This is a genomic window from Pseudoalteromonas sp. DL2-H2.2 (assembly GCF_021532535.1).
Lineage (GTDB): Bacteria > Pseudomonadota > Gammaproteobacteria > Enterobacterales > Alteromonadaceae > Pseudoalteromonas > Pseudoalteromonas rubra_A.
Genome location: NZ_JAKGBD010000007.1, coordinates 233421 through 253456, shown reverse-complemented (window position 1 = coordinate 253456; position 20036 = coordinate 233421). Strand labels below are relative to the sequence as shown.

Genomic DNA, 20036 nt, shown 5'->3' with positions numbered 1-20036 from the left:
AAAGATTTTATTTGTCGTATAAATGCTTATACAGCCGGGTCACTTTTTACAGAGTTGGATAAACATGCAGGTTCTTTACTCCTTTACTTTGGTTTTATTCTTGTTGTGCCCTATGAAGATAGTGAGTCAGGAGGCATCATCTTTTCATTTGGAAAATCTCAGGGTCGTGACCGAAGATCTGCCGCCCTACCAGATGTCCGGTAAAAATGGTCAAATTGAGGGAGTTGCAGCTGAAAAGGTAAATAGAGTATTGGCTGCCTTAGAGATCACATCAAACATTGAAGTAATGCCCTGGGCCAGGGCTTATAAAACTGCGCTTAATGAGCCTGGCACGCTCATTTTCTCGATCGTACGTACGCCAGCCAGAGAGCATCTCTTTCACTGGCTGGGTGTGCTGATGAGCACTAAAACTTATCTTATTGCATTACGAGAGCGAACCGATATTCAAGTCGAGACGTTGTCAGATCTGCTTGACTACAAAGTAGGCGTAAAGCGTGACGATGTTGTTTATCAGTTTCTGTCTGGCAAGAATATGTTAGACACTATCGTTGTGTTACCCGAGACCTTTGTGACCGTGAAAATGTTGCTGCGGGGCAGGGCAGACATAATTGCGGCGTCACCGATACACCTTGACTACATGTGTGAGCAAATTGGATGTAAACGAGATGATTTTACTTTTTTGTTCGAACTGGATGAACTTAGTAATGACTTTTACCTTGCTGCTAACAGGCAGACGTCACCTGATATTATTTTACTGCTCAAGCAAAAACTCGCTGAGCAAGAATAAGTTATAGCGAGCTATTTCCCTGTACGAGTCAGCTGGTGGCTTCAATCGCTTAAAAAACTTCATGGCTGACTTTGATATAGGTATCTGGCTACCATTGACAGCGCCAGATTGACGAGGGTCGCACATCAGACCGGTTCTGTAAGATAAGGCAAAGTTGCCGATCTTACACTGGGCGATGGTGATTCAAGTAAGGATAGCAAATCGGGATCAAGCCTTTTCCCCCGGCTGCCATTATTAAGCTATCGCTATACTTATTCCCCGCACAGGCTTTAACTTTCTGTCTTATCCACAGACAGCTAGCGTGCTGTTATAACGCGTTATATCGACCCTTAGGAGTTCGTCCTACACTGACTTCGCAGTAAACAATACGACAGTTAAATAAGGATACTCAAATGAAAACACATAGTTTATTGGTCGTTGCAGCGATGGTCAGCACATCTGTTATGGCAGGTGAGAAAAGTACCACAACGGATTCTGATTGGATGCCAGTCGGCATGGTAAATACCAACGCAAGCGATAAATGGGGCCCCAATCTGGTGGATGTTCGGATTGCGCAGTTTACCAACCAAAGTAATCAGCAGGATTTCAAATTAACCTATGAAGAACAGGTTAAAACCTACCTGAGCGGTCAGGCTAACGACCATTTTCTTTACACGGAAACCGCAGACTGGAACAACCCGGACTGGGCCCGGAGTCATGTGTTAGCAACTGCTGAAGCGTTCACAAAAAAGACCTATGAGCTCAATGGTGTGACTGAGAATTATAAGTGGTGCAACCGGCATACCCCTTACCTGGTTAAAAATAGTAGTGAAGTCAGCGGCTATTGTGGCATAGGTGACCGCGGCATAGATTGTTCGAATTTTACTACTTTTATCTATAATTATGCTTTGGGTAACCGTTTTTCGTCACATGTGCAGAAACAAGCTGGTCAGGATCCATCATCGCTGATTGACGGTCGTTATAGTTACCCGAATGAAAGCAGCTTTGACGTCAATGCGGTTCCAACGAGTCGTGCCGGTAATCTGGTATGTAAGGATGGTTCACTGGCTCAGCCAAGTTGCTCTGGGAGTGCGCCATATATATCTGCATTTGATGACAAAGGAGTGCTGGACTCAGGTTTCTTTGCTCAATTTGAAACAGATTATATCAACCAGCTAAAGCCGGGTGATCTACTCTATTTCGATTGGAAAAGTTCAAGCAAAGTGAGAGGACAGGTAGTGCATGCGGCTATTTGGACAGGTAAAGAGTCAAATTCAACACCCAAAGAATGGTACGTCATTCAAAATGGCGAGTTGGTTTCAAAGGGGGCTTCTTCATTTGATTATCTTTGGGGCGTAAGGCGGGTTATCAAAGATACAGATACCGCAACTGGTTACGTTAATAAAAGCTATGGGGTAGACAAGTTTGTAGCTAATAGTAGTTATGGTTATGTATCAATTGACTGTACGGGCGGGCCAAGCTATGCCGGGACTAATAGCTTTACAATTTCATTTTTGGACGCAGCCAACAATGAGATTGGCCAGGCTGTTATTGACGATATGCAGGATAGTAGTTGCAGCGTCAGCGGTGAAAATAGTGTGACTTATCCCGTGCTGGCAAATATCAACAGCCATGATGTCAAAACCGTGAAGCTAACTGCCAGTGATGGCAATTCATTCTGGATAGATCGAATTAAGCTTACTCTGTTTAATGGTGAAGCTGGGCAGACTAAAAATATTGAGTGGGGCCTGGACAATGATCAGGGCTGGGCACTGTCGACAGATGCCAATGACGGGCAAGTATGGTCCGCTAATGTGCCTTTGAACACCGCCTACTCCTGCATCAGTTACCACGTAGAGCCAGTCAACGGGAGTCTTTATAGCTACAATTGTCAGTAACAATGCTCAAAAGAGCACTGTGTTGCACCACATAGGACCGCAAGGACTTATGTGGTGTCGTTGCTGGAGCCCAGCGGTTTACTGGTGTAACTCTATGTAATTTCGAACTGACCACTATGATGTAAAATATAGATGATTATTTATCCTGTCAGCATCTTGAAAAGTGGGGCCTTACGATGGCTAGGTTACAAAACGTGATTACCCGGGAAACGATCCATTTGTTTGCACAGTTTAGCATTGGCAGGAGTGCCAAAATTAGAGGGTTGGTTATCGATGATCCGAAAGTGTCCAGGTTGCACTGTGTGTTTAGTTGGTCAGACGAAGCCTGGAAACTTATGGACCTTAGTAGTAACGGCACTTATCTCAACGGTAAAAAAGTGCCGCGTAACACCACAATAGAGCTAAAAAAAGGGATGAAGTTGTCATTTTCGGAAGATGATTTACATGGCTGGGAAGTCGTGAGTGTGGCACCGCCAAAAAGCATGCTCATTCCTGTAAATAAACACGCTGATGTTATTTATTTGAGCTCAATAGTGACTTTACCAAGTGAATTTGAACCTCAGGTGACATTGTACAAAGCGCAGTCGGGGCAATGGTGTCGTGAATCAGAGCAGGATACGATTTTACTGCAAGATGGCGACTGTATTGAAGTAGCAGGCCAAAGCTGGCAGTTTGTTGAAGTCAGTCGAGAAATTGAGCCGACGTTCAAAGTTCAACCTCAACCCCGTATCGTTGCCGATAATATTACGCTGTTTTTCCATGTTAGTCAGAACGAAGAACATGTCAACCTGATAGTGGAGTATAACGGAGTGCAAATTGATTTACAGGAACGCACTCATCACTATTTACTTTTGACTCTGGCCAGACAAAGTTTGTTAGACAGAAAGTCCGGGTTCAAAACTGACGAGCAGGGTTGGATCTGCAAGGATCTCCTGGCTGATACACTAAAACTCAGTGAAGTGTTGCTTAATATGCAGATCTATCGCTTTCGCAAGCAGCTTAATAGTTTGGTAAGTACATTAGCAGGTTTTCCGCAATTGATAGAAAGGCGGCAGGGTGAGGTCAGGCTGGCTCAGGTCAATATCTCGGTTTCTGGTGGCTTGTCTCGGATGCAAGCATAATGAGATATCTGTTATTTGTCAGGTTAGTCGTTTTGAGCTTAATGTTCAGCAGTGAATTGGCTATAGCAGGCGGCACGAATAGCAGTGAAAAACTGATAGTAATAGCAATTGACAACCACACAGACCAGCTAATTCAAAGTATTTTGCCTGGCTTAACGTCGGAATTTGCCAGTTTATCTGCTAAACACTGGTCGCTTGAGTTGTGCGCTACGTCTCAGGCGGGTGCCAAGGCAAGCTGGGCCCGACTGCTTTCTTCTACTTATACCAATCAAACTGACAACGTGCTTGATGGTTTTTCCGCGGAAAATCGGCATGCCAGTGCAAACTTGTTTCATGTTTTCCGGGCGCAACGTCCAGAGGGTTTTAGTCTTGCTGTGGGTAATTCATTTACTCCCAGCCTGGTTTTGGCGAAACAAGGAGGGGCTTTTGATCATATAAGCCATCTGGATATGCCTAAACCAAAAGCCGTTATTACTCTTCTCACGGAGGCAATAGAAGACAATCACGTCGACTTTGGGTTGCTACTTGGTCAGTTTGAGCTGACCAGCGTGTCATTTCGAGCGTTAAATATGCAGATGTCCGCACTGATAAGAAGTCTACAGCGGTCGCAAAAGTGGCAGAATTCACGTATTGCTATTGTTTCAATGCCCAAACAGGCGGAACAATGCACAGGGGAGTTGCTTTTGCTAGAGGCACAGCCTGAGAAGTATGCGCCTGATGAGTATGGGCAAAGGATCAATTTGGTTGATGTTGCACCAAGCCTGGCGTGTTTTCTAGACTTATCTATTCCAGATACATGGCAAGGAAGAGCTGATGTAGTTTTGTCGACGTGCAAGCCTGATATCATAGTACCCCATATTGATGCGCTGTTACATTATCGTAAAGCAAGTGGTTCGGATCCGCAGCGGTACTTTGTGTTTACCCAAATCTGGGCGACACAATTCCGTTTCACACCTCTATCGAATACATTTAAAGCCGAAACGACGGAACCTGGCCCAGTACCTGCTTATTCTTACTTCTATGATATTAAATTTGCACCTGATGCTGCTTTGTACAGGCGCTTTCGGGGGGACGAGAAGGCCTATTTCTTTCATGGTAGGAACTACTACCGGTACGGCCTGAAGAGCAGAGCGATAGGGAAAACATACCCCAGAGATATTGCCCGTTGGCGGGTCCCCAAGCACTGGTTGAAGATTGACGCAGCATTTAATACTCAGACTAGCCCTAAGATGTTGGCCTACCTCTTTAATGGAGATGAAGTCATGGGTATTTACCTTGGTGAAGTGAATGCTCTACCTATTACCAAAGTCAGTGAAGTCTTTATTGGTTGGCAGGATGGTATACGTGTGGATGCTGCGACTGCAATTAAAGATAAGCAGGGGGCACTCTTTGCGTACTTAGTGAACCAGTCACGAATCTACATATTCAAAGCAACCGATGAACATGCGCTGCAATATAACTTGTGGTCAGGCCCACACCAAATAAAACCGACTGCAATGGGTAATTTTCGTGGCCTGCAAACTCGAAATTATGCAGATCCAGTATTCGTACCAATTGCCCATTAAAAGTTCCGGTTTTCTGTGGGGGCTCGCATTTCTCTCACCCAACGAGAGAATACGGCGCTACTCTCCTTTCGATAGGGAGACATAATATTGTTTATGGTGTTTATAGATACTCCTTTGTCGTGAGCATAGACGAGATAAGTCAGCGCCCGAGTATATTGCCCTAGCTCAGCAAGTGATTGGGCAAGAATCAGATAATCTGTTCCGGTAAATGCCTCGTTCTGAGGTAAGCGGTTGATGAGATGGTGTGCCTGGGCGTATCTTTGCAGGCGGGCCAAATGCAAGATCCGCTGTACTTTCGCCTGTGTATCCTCGGGCGATTTGGCCAGACGTTCGGCGGCTAAAGTGAGTGCTTTGTTTAATGCAATCTGCGACTTTTTCGGGTCCGAATGCTTAAGAGCCAAACCAAGCTTACTCCAGAGTAAGTCATCATTAGGGCTTAGAGCTAGTGCACCACGGTATGCTGTTGCGGCGTACTCCTGTTGATTGCTAGCCATCAGTATGTCTGCGAATAATTCGTACTCATATTTTGCAGGCGTGGTTTTGACGAGTTTACCTGCATATCTCTGCGCTTCTCCAAATCTTTGTAAGTCTCGATTTATATGCGCTAAAGCCGAGAGCACAATGGGGTTGTACGGCGCTAACTCAATGCCTTTTTGATAGTAGAGTAGCCCCATTGTGAGGTTGTCTTCGGCGATATAAAAGCGTGCTAGTGACAATAGGATATCAATATTCAGTGGCGCTATTTTATGTGCTTTCAGTAATGACGATTCCTGTGCAACGGAATTGTCGATATCCTTGTATAATGTCGCGAGTGTGAGATGGGTAGCCATGTGTTCAGGGTAAAGCTGAGCGTTGCTTTCGAGTACTTTTAGGGCATCAGCGTTTTGCTTTAATGCGATGAAATACTGCGACTGAAAGTAACGTCTGTACTGAGTTTCAGGAAAATGGCGTTGATATTCGCGCAGATGTTGGTTAAATGCACTCAATACATCTGCTGTCGGCGAGATTGCAATGAGCTTCAAATTCAAATTAAGCCGGTAAATGTGACCGGTTGCATGTGCTGGTTTGTCATGCAAAAAGCCGCTCAGTACTTGAATCGCTGACTCAAGCTCACCTTTTGAGCGGGCAGGGTGGACCTTACTCACTATCCTGATAAATCTGTCATCATATACAAATGGCGTGACGTTATTCTGTCGCGCTATATTTTTGCTCAGATATAGTGCTTTTCGCAGCCCTGCTTTTATATTTTCCATAGTTCTCTGAAGGTTAGTGTCTTTGATTGAAACATCTATAGTCTTTAGTGGCTGCTCATATTCAGGCCCATATACAAAAAACCTAAGCTGGTGGCCCGTGTCGACAGTCATGAGCTTAGAACTAATGAGTAAATCGACCCCCTGAAAGTCAAACAGTTGATGTGATCCGGGCTGTGCAATAGGTTGATGATCATTCATAGGTAGTGTGCTTATAGATTGCTGTGAAGCATTATCCAGTGCAAATGACCATTCATTACTTAGCGCAGATAAAATAAAATTTAGCTGTTTATTTAGCGCGTTTTGTTGAGATTGCACAGGTGTCGCCAGAGGCGTGAAGGCAAGCAACCTCGCGGCTTTTATCGCATGTTCATATGTGTCATTGCGGTCTTTAAGCAACACATATAGATACAAACAGGCAGGCAGCAATGCGGTTAGTACAAAGTAGAGAATGAGAGCTGGGTATCTGGCTAACATACTTTGCGGGGTTTGTGTTGCCGCTTGTATGTGTTCTAGCTCTGTGAGCACAGAGGACATAGACTGTGGTCGTTTTTTAGGATCTGGCTGAAGCGTTCTACAGATGAATTTGGCGGTTAAGTTATAGCAGGGTTTAGTTGCGATTTCCTCAATAGTCTTATTTTGCAACCTGGTCAGAATCTCAGCTTCACTGACTCGGGTATACATGTTGTCTGCAAACAACATAAAGTAAAACAGCTTTCCGAATGCATAGATATCGGTTGTCTGATCGGTACTTTTTCCCAACATCTGCTCTGGTGACATATAGCCGGGTGTCCCACTGGAATCAGGGTGACTATTTCGCTGATAGAGTAGCTTAGCGATCCCAAAGTCCAGTATTTTGATGTGGCGCTGTGATGTTACAATAATGTTGTTCGGCTTTATGTCTCGGTGCACTATCTGTTGTGTGTGAGTACTTTCGAGGCCTTTGGCTATTTGTATCGCGAATGTCAGTGTTGCATCGATGCTTAATCCGGATTCAGGGAGGTATTTATCCAAAGTAACACCGTCGACCCATTCCATGATCAAAAAGCTGTCGCCTTCAGTCGTTATGATATCAAATATTGTGACTATATTTGGGTGATTGACCTGACATGCCAATCTGGCTTCATCTAACAGGGCGGGTGAATGTCCTTTTGATGAGATTACTTTAATGGCAACCCTTCGGTTTAACAATAGGTCCTGTGCTTGATATACAATGCCCATACCTCCTTTGGCAACCATGTCTTCAAAACGATACTGCTGAAGTCGATCATAAGTGGAAGTGGTACTGGGATTAGCGTTCTCTCTATTAGCACTGTCAACCAATTGATGCGTGCAGATATCAGACTTTGTCGTTGGATCCTTGTGTTCTGCTCCTTCTGTAATTTCCCTGACCTTACTCACCATTCATTGCACTCGCAATGTAGTTCAAAAACAATAACTAATATAGTAGCGCGACGGATACATAGCGCAAGGATCTAGAAGTCTAAAATACATGCGCTAACATACGCTTTGGGTGTTTGTATTGGTGTGATGTGCTTACCAAATGTAAGGAGAGAGTACTGGAAGAAGAGGCTTTTAAGCAGTATCAAAAAAGCTGGCTGTGTCTAAATCTGACGAAAAATATACTTCATGACGTTTCCATGAAATATTTCTACACTTGCCTTTTGTGATTGATTTTTGAGCAAAACACCAACACACTGTTTGTTACCAATATTGGTGCAATCATGTATAGGTGAAAATAATGACATTAGTACTCAACAAGAAGAAGGTAAAAAACCTGTCTGAACAGACGGTCCTCAACGCTTATAAGACACGTCTGATTGGCGGAGCGATTTCTGCGATGGGATGCGGTCCAATTTCAGATCCAAATTATTCATGTCCTGTGTCTGTAAATGGATATCGCTGCTAAACTTAAGGGCTGACCGGGTTATTATGGTCGGCCCTTTGCTACTTAAGCGGTTTATAAAACAAAAGGGTCAGGAGACATCGTTAAGAAAAACCTTTAGGAGAAAGAAAAATGGATTATAAGCACACCCAGGTTGGTACCGCCATATTAGCGGTTATGGGCATATCCGCACTGGTGTTAGCCTACGGCAGCATTGCTAAACCCGAGGAGCCTATTGGCTTTGCGTTTTTGATTGTAGGCATCATCGCCATATTATTTTGCTCATTGACCATTACAGTAGGCGAAGGTCAGATCCGCTGGTTTTTCGGCCCCGGCTTCTGGCGCAAATCACTCGATTACAGCCAGATAGAATCCGCTCGTGTTATAACAACCAAATGGTATTATGGCCTGGGTATTCGCTTGTTATCCACTGGCTGGCTATACAATGTTTCCGGTTCAAACGCCTTAGAACTTAAGCTGAAAGACGGCACCACGGTCAGCTTAGGCACCAACGAGCCTCAAAAACTGCTCGCCGCGATTGAAAAAGCGCTTGAAAGCTAATGGCATAGTTAGGGTTTGGTCTAGCCCGACTTTTTTGCCTGACATTATTTAATGATTAAACCTTGTTGTGATTATAATTGACGCAGGCGTCGAATTTTCAAGGAAATAACAGTGTATATAGGTGAAGTGGCAAAGAAAACCGGTTTATCCGTCAAAGCAATCCGGTTTTATGAAGAGAAAGGCTTGATCATAGCACCGAAGAGAAAAGGGGTGTATCGGGTTTATACCCCAGAACATATTGAGGTGTTGAAACTGATCTCAGAGGCTAAGGACCTGGGGGTAACCTTATCAGAGCTGAAGGGAGTGATTAAATATCACCATGGCAGCGCAAATTGGACAGAGATTAATGCATTCCTGGTAGTGATAAGGCAAAGACTTGAAAACGACTTGCAGGCCATTTCCGAAAAAATAGCCAAGTTAGATGTCTGCATAGGCTCAATCAGTTCTTGTCAAAAAACAGCTTGACTCTTCCCTTAACGGGAGACTCTAAGATGTTCATTGTTTACCTAAATTAAAGAGGAAAATAATGAAAAAAGTCTTACTGTTAAATGGCAACCCAAAACAAAGTAGCTTTTCACATCGTCTAAGCTCTGAGTATCAACACCACGCCGAAAAATCGGCAACAGTTCGCCGCTTCAATTTGTCAGATATGAAATTTGACCCAAATTTGACTTGCGGCTACGATGAAGTTCAGGCGCTGGAAGCTTGCCTGAGCGATTTTATTGAAGCCCTTATTTGGGCCGAACATATCGTAATTGTTGCACCTGTCTGGTGGGGCGGATTGCCTGCAAAACTCAAAGGACTACTTGATAGAGGTTTTTTACCTGGAACGGCGTTTTCTTACCAGGATGACAGTGCCAGCGTTGTACAATTGCTGACTGGTAAAACGGCGAGAGTCATATTAACTATGGATGCGCCTCAAGAGTTCGCTGAACAACAATCCAGGCCGGTCCTGGAGCAGCTGAGCCTTTATACGCTTGAATTTTGTGGCATAAATAAAGCTGAAGTGACTTTATTTGGGTCAGTAATTCTATCTGATGAGAGTCAGCGGACGAGTTGGCTTGAAGAGGTACAAACGCTGGGAATGAGTGTAAGTTAACAATTACGCCGGCAGTCGCCGGCTTTCTTGGGTCGTTTTATTCAGTATTTTCTCCAAACATCGCAGCAGTTAGCATTGGTCCAATAGAATCAGAGCAGCAGGCGAGTCAGGTTGATGACGTCTCATATGTACCCGTCATGGCTTGCCGTGTTCAGATACATTGATGTTTTCTTATTGTGAAATTCTCTAATATGTACCTGTAATGAATGCAAAGTGAGTATGCCGATGTATTTTGTAGCACAATGACTGCTTTTCGTGAATTCGGGTTACTGATTGTAAGTAATTGTTTTGTATTATTTTAAAAGCAAATGAAAGTGTTATCATCGGTTTGCCTTTGGATGGCATTAAATACTCAATTACTAGAAAGGACAATCAGTATGAGAAATAAAATAAAAACACTCGTAACAGTATCTTCACTTATCGCATCCAGCGCTATTACAACGGTATATGCACAAGACAGTTCACCTATGTCTTGTTACTGGCAGGTAGACAGTCAAAATGAACTTGGTATTTGGGAGCGCCAGCTCTGCAGCAACCCCCAGGATGCCAGTTTACCAGACGTGTTTGTAGCAAGCCGGGGAATTCTGCTCAACCAAAACCATTGCAGTGTTAGTTGGTTTGACGGTTATCGCACTGAGCTTAAAGGAACGGTTGAAGTTGAGGGAGACAAATCTGCTTGTTACGGTCACTCAGTTTCATTTCGCCCCGAGCCAGAGACGCGTATTGTTGATGGTATTCAGGAGCAGCTTCTGAATTGTCGTTGGGATAAACAAGCCAACAACATCCACAAGTTAATGTGCGATGAGGTTGATGGCGGTACTATTGGATACCCAGTAGCGACTAAAATACAAGCAGAAAACTCTGCCCAATGTCTAATGAGTTTAAACTCGTTTACATTAGATCTTTTCCAGGGTGGTAAGGCAGTTATTGACAAAGAACCCGCTTCGAACGCCTGTGACCTGGCACCGGTTTACTTTAGGCCATTCCCAGCTAAGCGACTTATAGAAGGGGTTGAAGCGTCTTTACTCCAGTGCACCTGGCAGGATATGAGCGACAGTATGCGTGTGAAGGTTTGTTCCAATGTCGGTGCATCTAACAAACAGGTGGCAGTTGCATTTATGGTGAATGGGCAACAGCAGTCAACGCTTGATTCAGCAAATCGTGGCTTGAAAACAGGGCAAATTATTGAAGACAAAACGCTTAACCCTGCCTATCCGCCGCTATATTTTAAGCCTAACCTGAACTAAGCATCATTAAATGCGTGCCAAATAGCTAACAGCATATGAAATGCGCTATTAAATTAACCATAGCACACAGAAAGAGCCGACAATTGTCGGCTTTTTCACGTCAAATAACGCGATAAATTTAGACTTTTAGCTTCAATAAAATGGCTAAGAGAAACAATGAATTCATGAACCTACAATGTGGCAACTGGTATGCTAACTATACGGCTATGCGCAGGGGCCATCTTAAATCACTTCAGTGCACTTTGTTATTCGATTGTTACATTATGATGCCTATACAAATACAAAGCATTCTTTGCTTGAAATTTATTCTCTTGATTGATACCAATATGTCATACAGTCCATTTTGTCAGGTTATGTTTCGACATTATGGAAGATAATTAATGGTTGAATTTTAGGCGTAGCCAGGGATAAATTTTGTCAAAAGTGATTGTATTCTTAATTGCGATGCTCACGAGCATAGTTCATGCGCAAGTGTCTTTTTCTCAGCGAAGCCTGCAACTGGCTGCTAATCACTATACGTTGAATTATGATATTAATGTTGAAAAGCGAAGCTTAGCCGCTTCAGGTGTTATTACTGTTATTAATACCTCAAACAAAAATGCAGATCATATTCCTCTGCGCTTATATCGTTTATTTAGGGTATCTTCGCTACTCGATAGTAAAGGCAATGAACTAGAATTTACGCAGCAAGTGTTGAGTAACGAAGATTGGCCTGTATTGCAGACTAATTATATTGAAATTAAGCTAGATACGCCTCTTAAGCCAAATCAGTTTTTTGAGTTTCAAATCAGTTTTGACGGCTCGTTACGAGGCTATTCAGAAACTGGAATGAATTATGTTAGAGATAACATCTCTCAAGCGTTTTCTATTATCAGAATGGACGCCCTGGCATACCCTCTTGTTACCTATCCAAATGACCGAGTGAACAAAAGAGCAAAGTTTTGGCTGAACACTTATGAGTATGACGTCACTATCAATGTACCGGAGGGGTTGGTGGTAGCGAATGGTGGAGAGTTACTATCTCACAGCACCCGTAATAAGGTTAGCACTTATCGCTATGCCAATAAGCTGCCAGCATGGCGAATGGATTTCGCAGTTGCAAATTACCAGCATTATTCAAAGGGAAATTACTCAGTGTTCAGTTGGGAATCAGAGCAAGCTTCTCTTCAGCTGCTTGAGAAAATTGCTGCAACTTTTGATTTATACACTAATTGGTTTGGACCTTTACAGAAGGATTTAGGCTATACCTTTATTGAAGTACCAGAAGATTATGGGGCACAAGCAGATGTAACAGCCGTTATTCAAGATGCTAAAGGCTTTAAGGAGCTTGACAGGGTATATCACGAAATCAGTCACCAATGGAACGTAAAAACCCTTGATGCATATTCACCTAGGTGGAATGAAGGACTTGCAACATTTTTAGAAGAACTTACATTAGATAAATTTGGTAAATCAGGTCACTTGAGAACCCAGACAGAAAAGAATTTGCTTCACCTGAAAAAGGTCATAAAAGAAAATCCACTTTATACAAGAACAGCGTTTATTGATTATGGTAAGCACGGTCTAAATTCATACATCACAGGGATGGTTTTTTTTCATTTGCTTTATGACCTGGTTGGAGAAAAAAAATTTAATGAGATGATTGGTGGCTTCTACAGGACTTACTATTCTACCGGTGCTACAACAGAACAGTTTGTTCAATACATTAAAAAATATGCTAATGCGAACTTAGAACATTTTTTTGAAGAATGGGCGTACTCTCCAAAATATTCTAAGCGATTAGTTTATTATAAATCATACACACAACTGTATGAATTCTATAAATCCAACAATCATATTGAGCCTACAGCGCACACTGATTAAGACACTGGTTTGGTAAAGGCTTTGGTGATTGCTGGTTTTCACGGTATAGAGCTGGGTTATGCAATCACTGACCAAGCACCGCCGTTAGTACTAAAATAAATGAATGTCCTATTTTTAAAAGGAGGCGTTATATGAAAACCTTAGTCGTGGATAGCAGTGCTTTTATACGCAAGAGTGTTGTACAAGTTCTGTCTCAAATGGGCTATCAAGATTCAGTTCAGGTGGACACCTGCAGTGCGGCATTAGAGGAGCTCAACAAGGGAGGGTTCGATCTTGTCATAGCTGACTGGCACATGCCCGATATGTCGGGGCTTGAGTTTGTGAAGACCATTTGGGCCGGGCCTCACAATAATGTGAGCTTTTTAATGATGACTGTCATCGCATCACGTGCTGAGATCAGTGAAGCGCTCGGAGCCGGGGTAAATAATTATATTGTTAAACCTTTCACTGCAGGTGGATTGAGAGAAACAATTGAGAGCGTTATTGTACATAAAATACCGGGAAATACTTTTAATAGTTAAGTTGTGATTAATACCTCATGTTGGTCACACCAATTTGCTGAACTAAGTATTCTAGTTTGGGGCGAAAGTATTTCAACCTTTGTCTGAGGCATAGGTTTGAAAAAGGAAACTTTTAACACCATTAGCGTCATATACGCTTATTAGAACAGGATAGACATTAAGTGGAATTGGTATTAGCCAAATCTGTTGATAGGGTAGGCCACAGCCTCCAATCGTGAATGAGTTTTAGGGCGTTTAGGCACAAAAAAGCCGACAGTAGTCGGCTTCTTCAATTAAAACAGCAATTTATTAGTTACCGTTTTCTTCAGCGTATTTTTTACACGCTTCCACGTCGCTGCACTCACCGTACAGGTAAAGAGAGTGGTTGGTCAGCTTAATGCCGTTGTCTTTGGCAATTTCTTCCTGACGCGTTTCAATCACATCGTCTTCAAACTCAACGACTTTACCACACTTTAAGCACACCAGGTGGTCATGGTGTGTACTGCCTGACAATTCAAATACAGACTTACCACCTTCGAAGTGGTGACGGGTCACGATGCCGGCGTCGTCAAACTGGTTTAGTACGCGGTAAACGGTCGCAAGACCGATTTCTTCGCCTTTATCCAGCAGGATTTTGTATACGTCTTCGGCACTGATGTGCTGGTTATCAGGACACTGCAGGATCTCTAAGATCTTAATGCGTGGCAGGGTAACCTTTAAACCCGCTTTTTTTAGCTCTAAGTTGTGATCAGTCATTAATCTGTCTCAATTTGTCTAATTTCAGTTACTACTTAAGTCTAGCACGACACAGACTTAAAAATAGTGCGCTTTGGATACTAAACCGAATAGGTCTGGCTTAGTCTTCCAGCTCGCTTAGGCACATTTCTTCATATACCTGAGCAGACCACTTTTTAACGCGCTCTTCTGTGAGCTCTGGCTGACGGTCTTCGTCGATACCCAGACCCACAAAGTGACTATCGTCTACCAGGGCTTTAGAAGCTTCGAAGTCATAGCCTTCTGTCGACCAGTTACCGATCACGATTGCACCACGTTCAGTGACGATGTCATTGACCATACCCATTGCATCGAGGAAGTACTCGGCATAGTCTTCCTGGTCACCGCAACCGAAGATTGCAACCAGCTTGCCTTCAAAATTGATTTCTTCCAGTTCTGGGAAAAAGTCATCCCAGTCGCACTGGGCTTCACCGTAGTACCAAGTAGGGATACCAAAAAGGATCAAGTCGAACTCTTCGATATCCGCTTTGCTGCTCTTGGCAATGTCTTTTACGTCGACTAATTTTTTGCCCAATTCTTTTTGGATCATTTTTGCAACGTGTTCGGTGTTACCCGTGTCACTGCCGAAAAAAATACCTACGCTTGCCATTAACTACTTACCTTTTATCTATTAATCGCTAATTTTTCTTGCAAAATGGTTTCTATCAGCGCGCTACGACTGATGTTTTGCTCTTCTGCCATATCGCTCAATGCCTGATATAGTTCAGAGGAAATTTTAAACTCAACGCGCTTTAACCCTCTTGCTCTGTCTCTTTTAATCTGATTGCGCTTGTTGATCTTTAGCTGCATCTCTCTGGGGAGAGGATTTGTCTTAGGCCGACCAGGGCGCTTTTCATTTTCAAACAAGTCGATAGTGGTTCTATCTAATTCAGACTTGGCCATTAACCAACACCCGCACCTTGCCAAAATACTTGTATCAGGCCCTTGGCGATAAAGCCTGAGCACCCTAAAAATAGCACTAACCAGACAATGTATCGACCAAACTTGGGCACGTCTCCTTTCTTTAGGACGTCCTGAATGGCCATACCTATAAAGAAGAAAATCCCGGCGAGAGCAAAGTAAAGACCAATGGTTTCAAACTCATTCATAAATTCGTTGATCATCTTTGCACTACTCAAAACATAAACGGCGGCTACTATAGCATACCTGTAACCGATAAATTAAGTTCGCAGAGAAAAAACTGGGCTAATTATTGAATAAAATCAATAATTGAACGATTGACGGCTTGTGGCTTCTCTGCGTGCAGCCAATGTCCGGCACCTTGAATGATTTTTGCTCTGGCATTGCTAAAGGATTGCATAATGGCGTCTCTGTGCTCGGCCAGAATATAATCTGAGTTGTTTCCTTTCAGGAACAGAGTATCACACAAACAAGAATGAGTAGTATTTATATTTGATATGATCTTATCGTAGTTGGCTTCTATGACAGCTAAGTTAAATCGCCAGGTAAGCACGCCTTGTTCGTCTTTTGCTAGGCTCTTAAGTAAAAAGCCGCGTACACCTTGCTCTTCTATATAGGTTTGCATGAGGGTGTCAGCTTCACTGCGGCTTGCCACCGGTGTAGCAGCGACCGCATTCAGCGCCTGAATAATGGCATCATGACGCGGGTGATAATCCACCGGTGCAATATCCATGACTACTAGCTTATTGATTTTATCTTCATTGAGCATGGCGACTTGCATGGCCACTTTGCCACCCATGGAGTGGCCAACCAGGTGTGCTTTTTCTATTTCCAGGTGGTCGAGTAGAGTAAGCACATCCTGAGCCATGCTAGGGTAATCCATCACATCACTTTTGAACGACTGGCCATGATTTCGCAAGTCCAGGTTTATAACAGTAAATGACTCACTCAGTGCGCGGGCTATAATATTCAGGTTCTCCAGCGAGCCAAACAGGCCGTGGAGTAACACAACTGGCTCGGCACTGCCCAGCGGCTGTCCCGATAATTTGTAGTTAAGCAACATAATACCTCCGGATCCGGCGCATAGTTTGCCAGTGTTGAAAGCAAAATCATAGCCGTAGAGGAATAAGTTAAATTTAGATATAATCCCGTGAAGATGCAGTAGATGTATAAAATGACAGGACAAGCATGAAAAAAATAGAAATAGATGACGAGCTATATCAGTACATTGCCAGTAACACGCAAAGTATTGGTGAAAGCGCTTCCCAGATCCTGCGTCGTTTATTGAACCTGAACTCTGTGGCGCAGCCCGCTCAGGAAACCGAGCAAACCGCTGAGGCAACTGCTCAACCAGAAGTTGAGCAACAGCAAGCGGCGGTTTCAAACGAACCTTCAGGCAATGTATTTGATATCCTTAATAAAGAGGAACTGGCTATGCAAAAAGGCGTAGTTGGTCGCTTCTTGTTTATTTTGGCGGCGTTTCATCGCAGTCACAAAGCTGATTTTCACAAAGTGTTGGAAATCAAAGGGCGAGATCGTATTTATTTTTCGACCAGCAAAGCTGCGCTGCTCGAAAGTGGTAGTAGTACAAACCCCAAAAACATTGCAGACAGTCAGTATTGGGTTATGACAAACTCAAACACGACGCGCAAAAAAATGATGTTGCACGAAGTTGCGCTCATACTTGGTTATTCGGCGCAACAAGCAGAAACTATCCGAGACTACCTATAAGGAAATGTGATGGCAAATCACCCCAATGCAGGCAAACCAGCTCCGTTAAGTCAGCTGGCGAATATTCCCAAACTGGTATCGGCTTACTATCTGAATGAGCCAGATCTGGAACAAAACCCGGGGCAGTGCGTTGCTTTTGGCACATCAGGTCACCGTGGCTGTTCGTATAATGTGAAATTTAACGAATCTCACATTTTGGCTATTACTCAGGCTATCTGTGATTACAGAAAAGCCAACAATATTTTTGGCCCGCTGTTTTTAGGCAAAGACACCCATGCCTTGTCAGAAGCTGCGTTTAACTCCGCTATCGAAGTGCTGGTTGCCAACGAAGTTCATGTGGTAACGCAAGAAAACGATGATTACACACCAACCCCGGTGATAAGCCACGCGATTGTATGTCATAACAAGACGCACCCGCATGAGCTGGCCGATGGTATTGTGGTGACACCATCGCATAACCCGCCAGAAGATGGCGGCTTTAAATATAATCCACCCAATGGTGGACCAGCCGATACAGACGTCACTAAGTGGATTGAAGATCGCGCCAATCAGCTATTGGTCGAAGACTTAGTTGAAGTTGAACTGTTCCCATTTGCAAAAGCCAGCCGCTCTGGATTTGTAAAATACGTCGATTTGATCACGCCTTTCGTAGAAGACCTGGCAAATATTGTCGATCTTGAAGCCATTGCAAAAGCAGGCGTACGCATTGGTGTTGATCCGTTGGGCGGCTCTGGCATTAATTTCTGGCCGGTGATTGCCAAGCAATACGGGTTAGATCTCACGGTTGTGAATGAGCAGGTTGACCCACGCTTTGCCTTTATGCCTTTGGACAAAGACGGCAAAATTCGTATGGATTGTTCTTCGCCATTTGCGATGGCAAACCTGGTAGCGATTAAAGACGATTATGATATTGGCATTGGTAACGACCCGGATTACGATCGTCACGGTATTGTCACGAAAGACGGTCTGATGAATCCAAACCACTTCCTGGCCGTGTCGATAGACTACCTGCTTAAGCATCGCGATTGGGGCAGTGAGATTAAAATTGGTAAAACCCTGGTATCCAGCGCCATGATCGATAAAGTGGTTAAAGGCAATCAGCGCGAAGTGTACGAAGTACCGGTCGGTTTCAAGTGGTTCGTTGAAGGCCTGAGTGAACAATGGCTGGCATTTGGCGGTGAAGAAAGCGCCGGCGCATCTTTCCTGCGTCGTAACGGTGAGGTCTGGAATACAGACAAAGACGGCTTTATTCTGGGCTTACTGGCTGCGGAGATCCTGGCTGTGACCGGTAAAACGCCATCACAATACTATCGTGAGCTGGAAGCACAATATGGCGCGCCAGTTTACAAGCGTATTGATGCACCGGCGTCACCTGAACAAAAAGCCAAACTAAAAGCTTTGAGCCCACAAGATGTGACGGCCAGCACGCTGGCCGGTGACGCCATCACAGATATTCTGACTGAGGCGCCAGGCAATAATGCCGCCATCGGCGGGTTAAAAGTGGTGACCGAGTCGGGTTGGTTTGCGGCTCGTCCATCAGGCACCGAAGACATTTATAAAATCTATCTTGAGTCGTTTAAAGGCGAAGCGCATCTTGCTGAGCTGGAACAGGCGGCCAAGACATTGGTAGATAGCGTGATCCGCTAACTTTAAGTGATAAAAGGCCATTCATTGTGATGGCCTTTTTTTATACCTACTATTTAGTTGCTGAAATCTGACTGCTCAGCGACGCTCATTTCTCTCACAAAAGGTGATGTTCGTATGTACCTTGATACGTTAAAACAAACTGGAGACTTCCTGACTCTGACTCGCAATAACGAGTTTTCCCTTGCCGCCGAGCAATTTACGCTGAGCAACGGCACTTTGGTTGAAGTAAAAGACACAGGTGTTATTCAGTTTACGCCTGCCACTTATGGTAACAAAGACATCGTGTTGTCGAGCGCGGTGCATGGCAATGAAACCGCTCCCATCGAAATATGCGACGAGTTTATTCAGGATGTGATCCTGGAGCGCATTGAACTGGCACACCGTGTGTTATTTGTGTTTGGTAATCCTAAGTCCATCAATATTGCAGAGCGCTTTGTGGATGAAAACCTGAATCGACTGTTCAACGGTGCCCACGAAAACCGCACCAAAAACCCGGAGCAGATCCGCGCTGCAAAACTTGAAGGCTATGTACGTGACTTTTTCACCAGCGTGCCAGAGGGGCGTTATCGCTGTCACTATGATCTGCATACCGCCATTCGTGGCTCCAAAAACGAGAAATTTGCAGTTTATCCATTCCTGCATGGGAAACCGTGGAAGAAGTCGCAGCTGCAATTTATGTTGGCCTGTGGCGTCAATACCATTTTAATGATGCGCTCAGCAGCGACTACTTTCAGCTACTTCTCATCTTTCCAGTTTGGTGCTGACGCCTTTACAGTTGAACTGGGGCAGGTGAAGCCTTTTGGTCAGAATGATATGTCTCGCTTTGCCGCGGTAAAGCAAACACTAAAAGCATTAATTAGCCAAGAAAATGTCGAGTTTGGTGAGTTTAATGCAAATGACTTCGAGTTGTTCCAGGTGCATCGCACGATAAACCGCACCTGTGAGGCGTTTTCATTCCCATTCCCTGATTCTGCGGTAAATTTCACCGGCTTTGCGAAAGGCGAATTGCTCGCAACCGATGGTGATACGGCCTACTTTGCAGAAGTTGAGGGCGAAGCCATCATCTTCCCGAATGCTAAAGTCGCGCTGGGTCAACGTGCATTATTGACTGTGATCCCGCTGGAAGTAGACGAAAACTTCGTGTAACCCTCTGTAAATAAAGCGCTTAATAAAGCGTATCAAAAACTTTCCACCGCAAAATGTGCAAA

The 20036-nt window shown here is 44.0% G+C and carries 19 protein-coding genes; 13 read left to right on the top strand and 6 right to left on the bottom strand.

What is annotated here, in order from left to right:
• The first annotated feature begins 112 nt into the window (after positions 1-112).
• From L1285_RS14225 to L1285_RS14210, 4 genes are all read left to right on the top strand, one after another.
• Positions 113-787 carry a substrate-binding periplasmic protein gene (locus L1285_RS14225; RefSeq protein WP_235412868.1) on the top strand — a complete coding sequence of 225 codons (675 nt, stop codon included), beginning with the start codon at positions 113-115 and terminating at the stop codon, positions 785-787.
• Between the two features lie 392 nt (positions 788-1179).
• Positions 1180-2664 (top strand): hypothetical protein, encoded by a 1485-nt coding sequence (locus tag L1285_RS14220; RefSeq protein ID WP_235412867.1) that lies wholly within the window; start codon positions 1180-1182, stop codon positions 2662-2664.
• A 176-nt stretch (positions 2665-2840) separates the two neighbouring features.
• Entirely contained in the window at positions 2841-3785 is a 945-nt protein-coding gene (locus tag L1285_RS14215) for an FHA domain-containing protein (protein WP_235412866.1), read from the top strand.
• A 32-nt stretch (positions 3786-3817) separates the two neighbouring features.
• Positions 3818-5350: a hypothetical protein gene (locus tag L1285_RS14210; protein ID WP_235412865.1), complete on the top strand. Its 1533-nt coding sequence runs from the start codon at positions 3818-3820 to the stop codon at positions 5348-5350.
• On the opposite strand, the gene L1285_RS14205 is transcribed toward L1285_RS14210, so the two are convergent.
• Entirely contained in the window at positions 5347-8004 is a 2658-nt protein-coding gene (locus L1285_RS14205) for a serine/threonine-protein kinase (RefSeq protein WP_235412864.1), read from the bottom strand. The genes L1285_RS14210 and L1285_RS14205 overlap by 4 nt on opposite strands.
• Positions 8005-8617: 613 nt before the next feature.
• Here L1285_RS14205 and L1285_RS14200 point away from each other — a divergent pair.
• The 6 genes from L1285_RS14200 (at position 8618) to L1285_RS14175 (ending at position 13776) form a co-directional block, all read left to right on the top strand.
• The gene (locus tag L1285_RS14200; RefSeq protein WP_235412863.1) at positions 8618-9046 is read left to right on the top strand and encodes a hypothetical protein; all 429 of its coding nucleotides are present in this window, start codon (positions 8618-8620) and stop codon (positions 9044-9046) included.
• Positions 9047-9157: 111 nt separating this feature from the next.
• Positions 9158-9511, top strand: a complete 354-nt coding sequence (locus L1285_RS14195) for a MerR family transcriptional regulator (protein ID WP_235412862.1) — start codon at positions 9158-9160, stop codon at positions 9509-9511.
• A 61-nt stretch (positions 9512-9572) separates the two neighbouring features.
• On the top strand, positions 9573-10145 hold the full coding sequence (locus tag L1285_RS14190) for an NAD(P)H-dependent oxidoreductase (protein WP_235412861.1): 573 nt from the start codon (positions 9573-9575) through the stop codon (positions 10143-10145).
• Between the two features lie 377 nt (positions 10146-10522).
• Positions 10523-11392, top strand: a complete 870-nt coding sequence (locus tag L1285_RS14185) for a hypothetical protein (RefSeq protein WP_235412860.1) — start codon at positions 10523-10525, stop codon at positions 11390-11392.
• A gap of 423 nt (positions 11393-11815) precedes the next feature.
• The gene (locus L1285_RS14180) at positions 11816-13255 is read left to right on the top strand and encodes a M1 family aminopeptidase (RefSeq protein ID WP_235412893.1); all 1440 of its coding nucleotides are present in this window, start codon (positions 11816-11818) and stop codon (positions 13253-13255) included.
• A 131-nt stretch (positions 13256-13386) separates the two neighbouring features.
• Positions 13387-13776 carry a response regulator gene (locus L1285_RS14175; protein WP_235412859.1) on the top strand — a complete coding sequence of 130 codons (390 nt, stop codon included), beginning with the start codon at positions 13387-13389 and terminating at the stop codon, positions 13774-13776.
• 288 nt (positions 13777-14064) lie between these two features.
• On the opposite strand, the gene fur is transcribed toward L1285_RS14175, so the two are convergent.
• The 5 genes from fur to L1285_RS14150 all read right to left on the bottom strand — a co-directional run bounded on the left by fur (position 14065) and on the right by L1285_RS14150 (position 16513).
• Positions 14065-14511, bottom strand: coding sequence for a ferric iron uptake transcriptional regulator (fur, locus tag L1285_RS14170; RefSeq protein ID WP_054015203.1), 447 nt, complete (start codon positions 14509-14511; stop codon positions 14065-14067).
• A gap of 100 nt (positions 14512-14611) precedes the next feature.
• Complete coding sequence (fldA, locus tag L1285_RS14165) at positions 14612-15139, bottom strand: flavodoxin FldA (protein ID WP_046004501.1); 528 nt, start codon at positions 15137-15139, stop codon at positions 14612-14614.
• A 14-nt stretch (positions 15140-15153) separates the two neighbouring features.
• Positions 15154-15432, bottom strand: coding sequence for a LexA regulated protein (ybfE, locus tag L1285_RS14160; RefSeq protein WP_010384731.1), 279 nt, complete (start codon positions 15430-15432; stop codon positions 15154-15156).
• Positions 15432-15653, bottom strand: a complete 222-nt coding sequence (locus L1285_RS14155) for a DUF2788 domain-containing protein (RefSeq protein ID WP_046004500.1) — start codon at positions 15651-15653, stop codon at positions 15432-15434. Before L1285_RS14155 ends, ybfE begins: the two co-directional genes overlap by 1 nt.
• Before the next feature lie 86 nt (positions 15654-15739).
• Positions 15740-16513, bottom strand: a complete 774-nt coding sequence (locus L1285_RS14150; RefSeq protein ID WP_235412858.1) for an alpha/beta fold hydrolase — start codon at positions 16511-16513, stop codon at positions 15740-15742.
• 125 nt (positions 16514-16638) lie between these two features.
• Here L1285_RS14150 and seqA point away from each other — a divergent pair, with 125 nt between their 5' ends.
• From seqA to astE, 3 genes are all read left to right on the top strand, one after another.
• Positions 16639-17181, top strand: coding sequence for a replication initiation negative regulator SeqA (gene seqA, locus L1285_RS14145; protein ID WP_235412857.1), 543 nt, complete (start codon positions 16639-16641; stop codon positions 17179-17181).
• Positions 17182-17190: 9 nt separating this feature from the next.
• Positions 17191-18828, top strand: a complete 1638-nt coding sequence (gene pgm / locus L1285_RS14140) for a phosphoglucomutase (alpha-D-glucose-1,6-bisphosphate-dependent) (protein ID WP_235412856.1) — start codon at positions 17191-17193, stop codon at positions 18826-18828.
• A 114-nt stretch (positions 18829-18942) separates the two neighbouring features.
• Complete coding sequence (astE, locus tag L1285_RS14135) at positions 18943-19974, top strand: succinylglutamate desuccinylase (protein WP_235412855.1); 1032 nt, start codon at positions 18943-18945, stop codon at positions 19972-19974.
• The last annotated feature ends 62 nt before the right edge of the window (positions 19975-20036 follow it).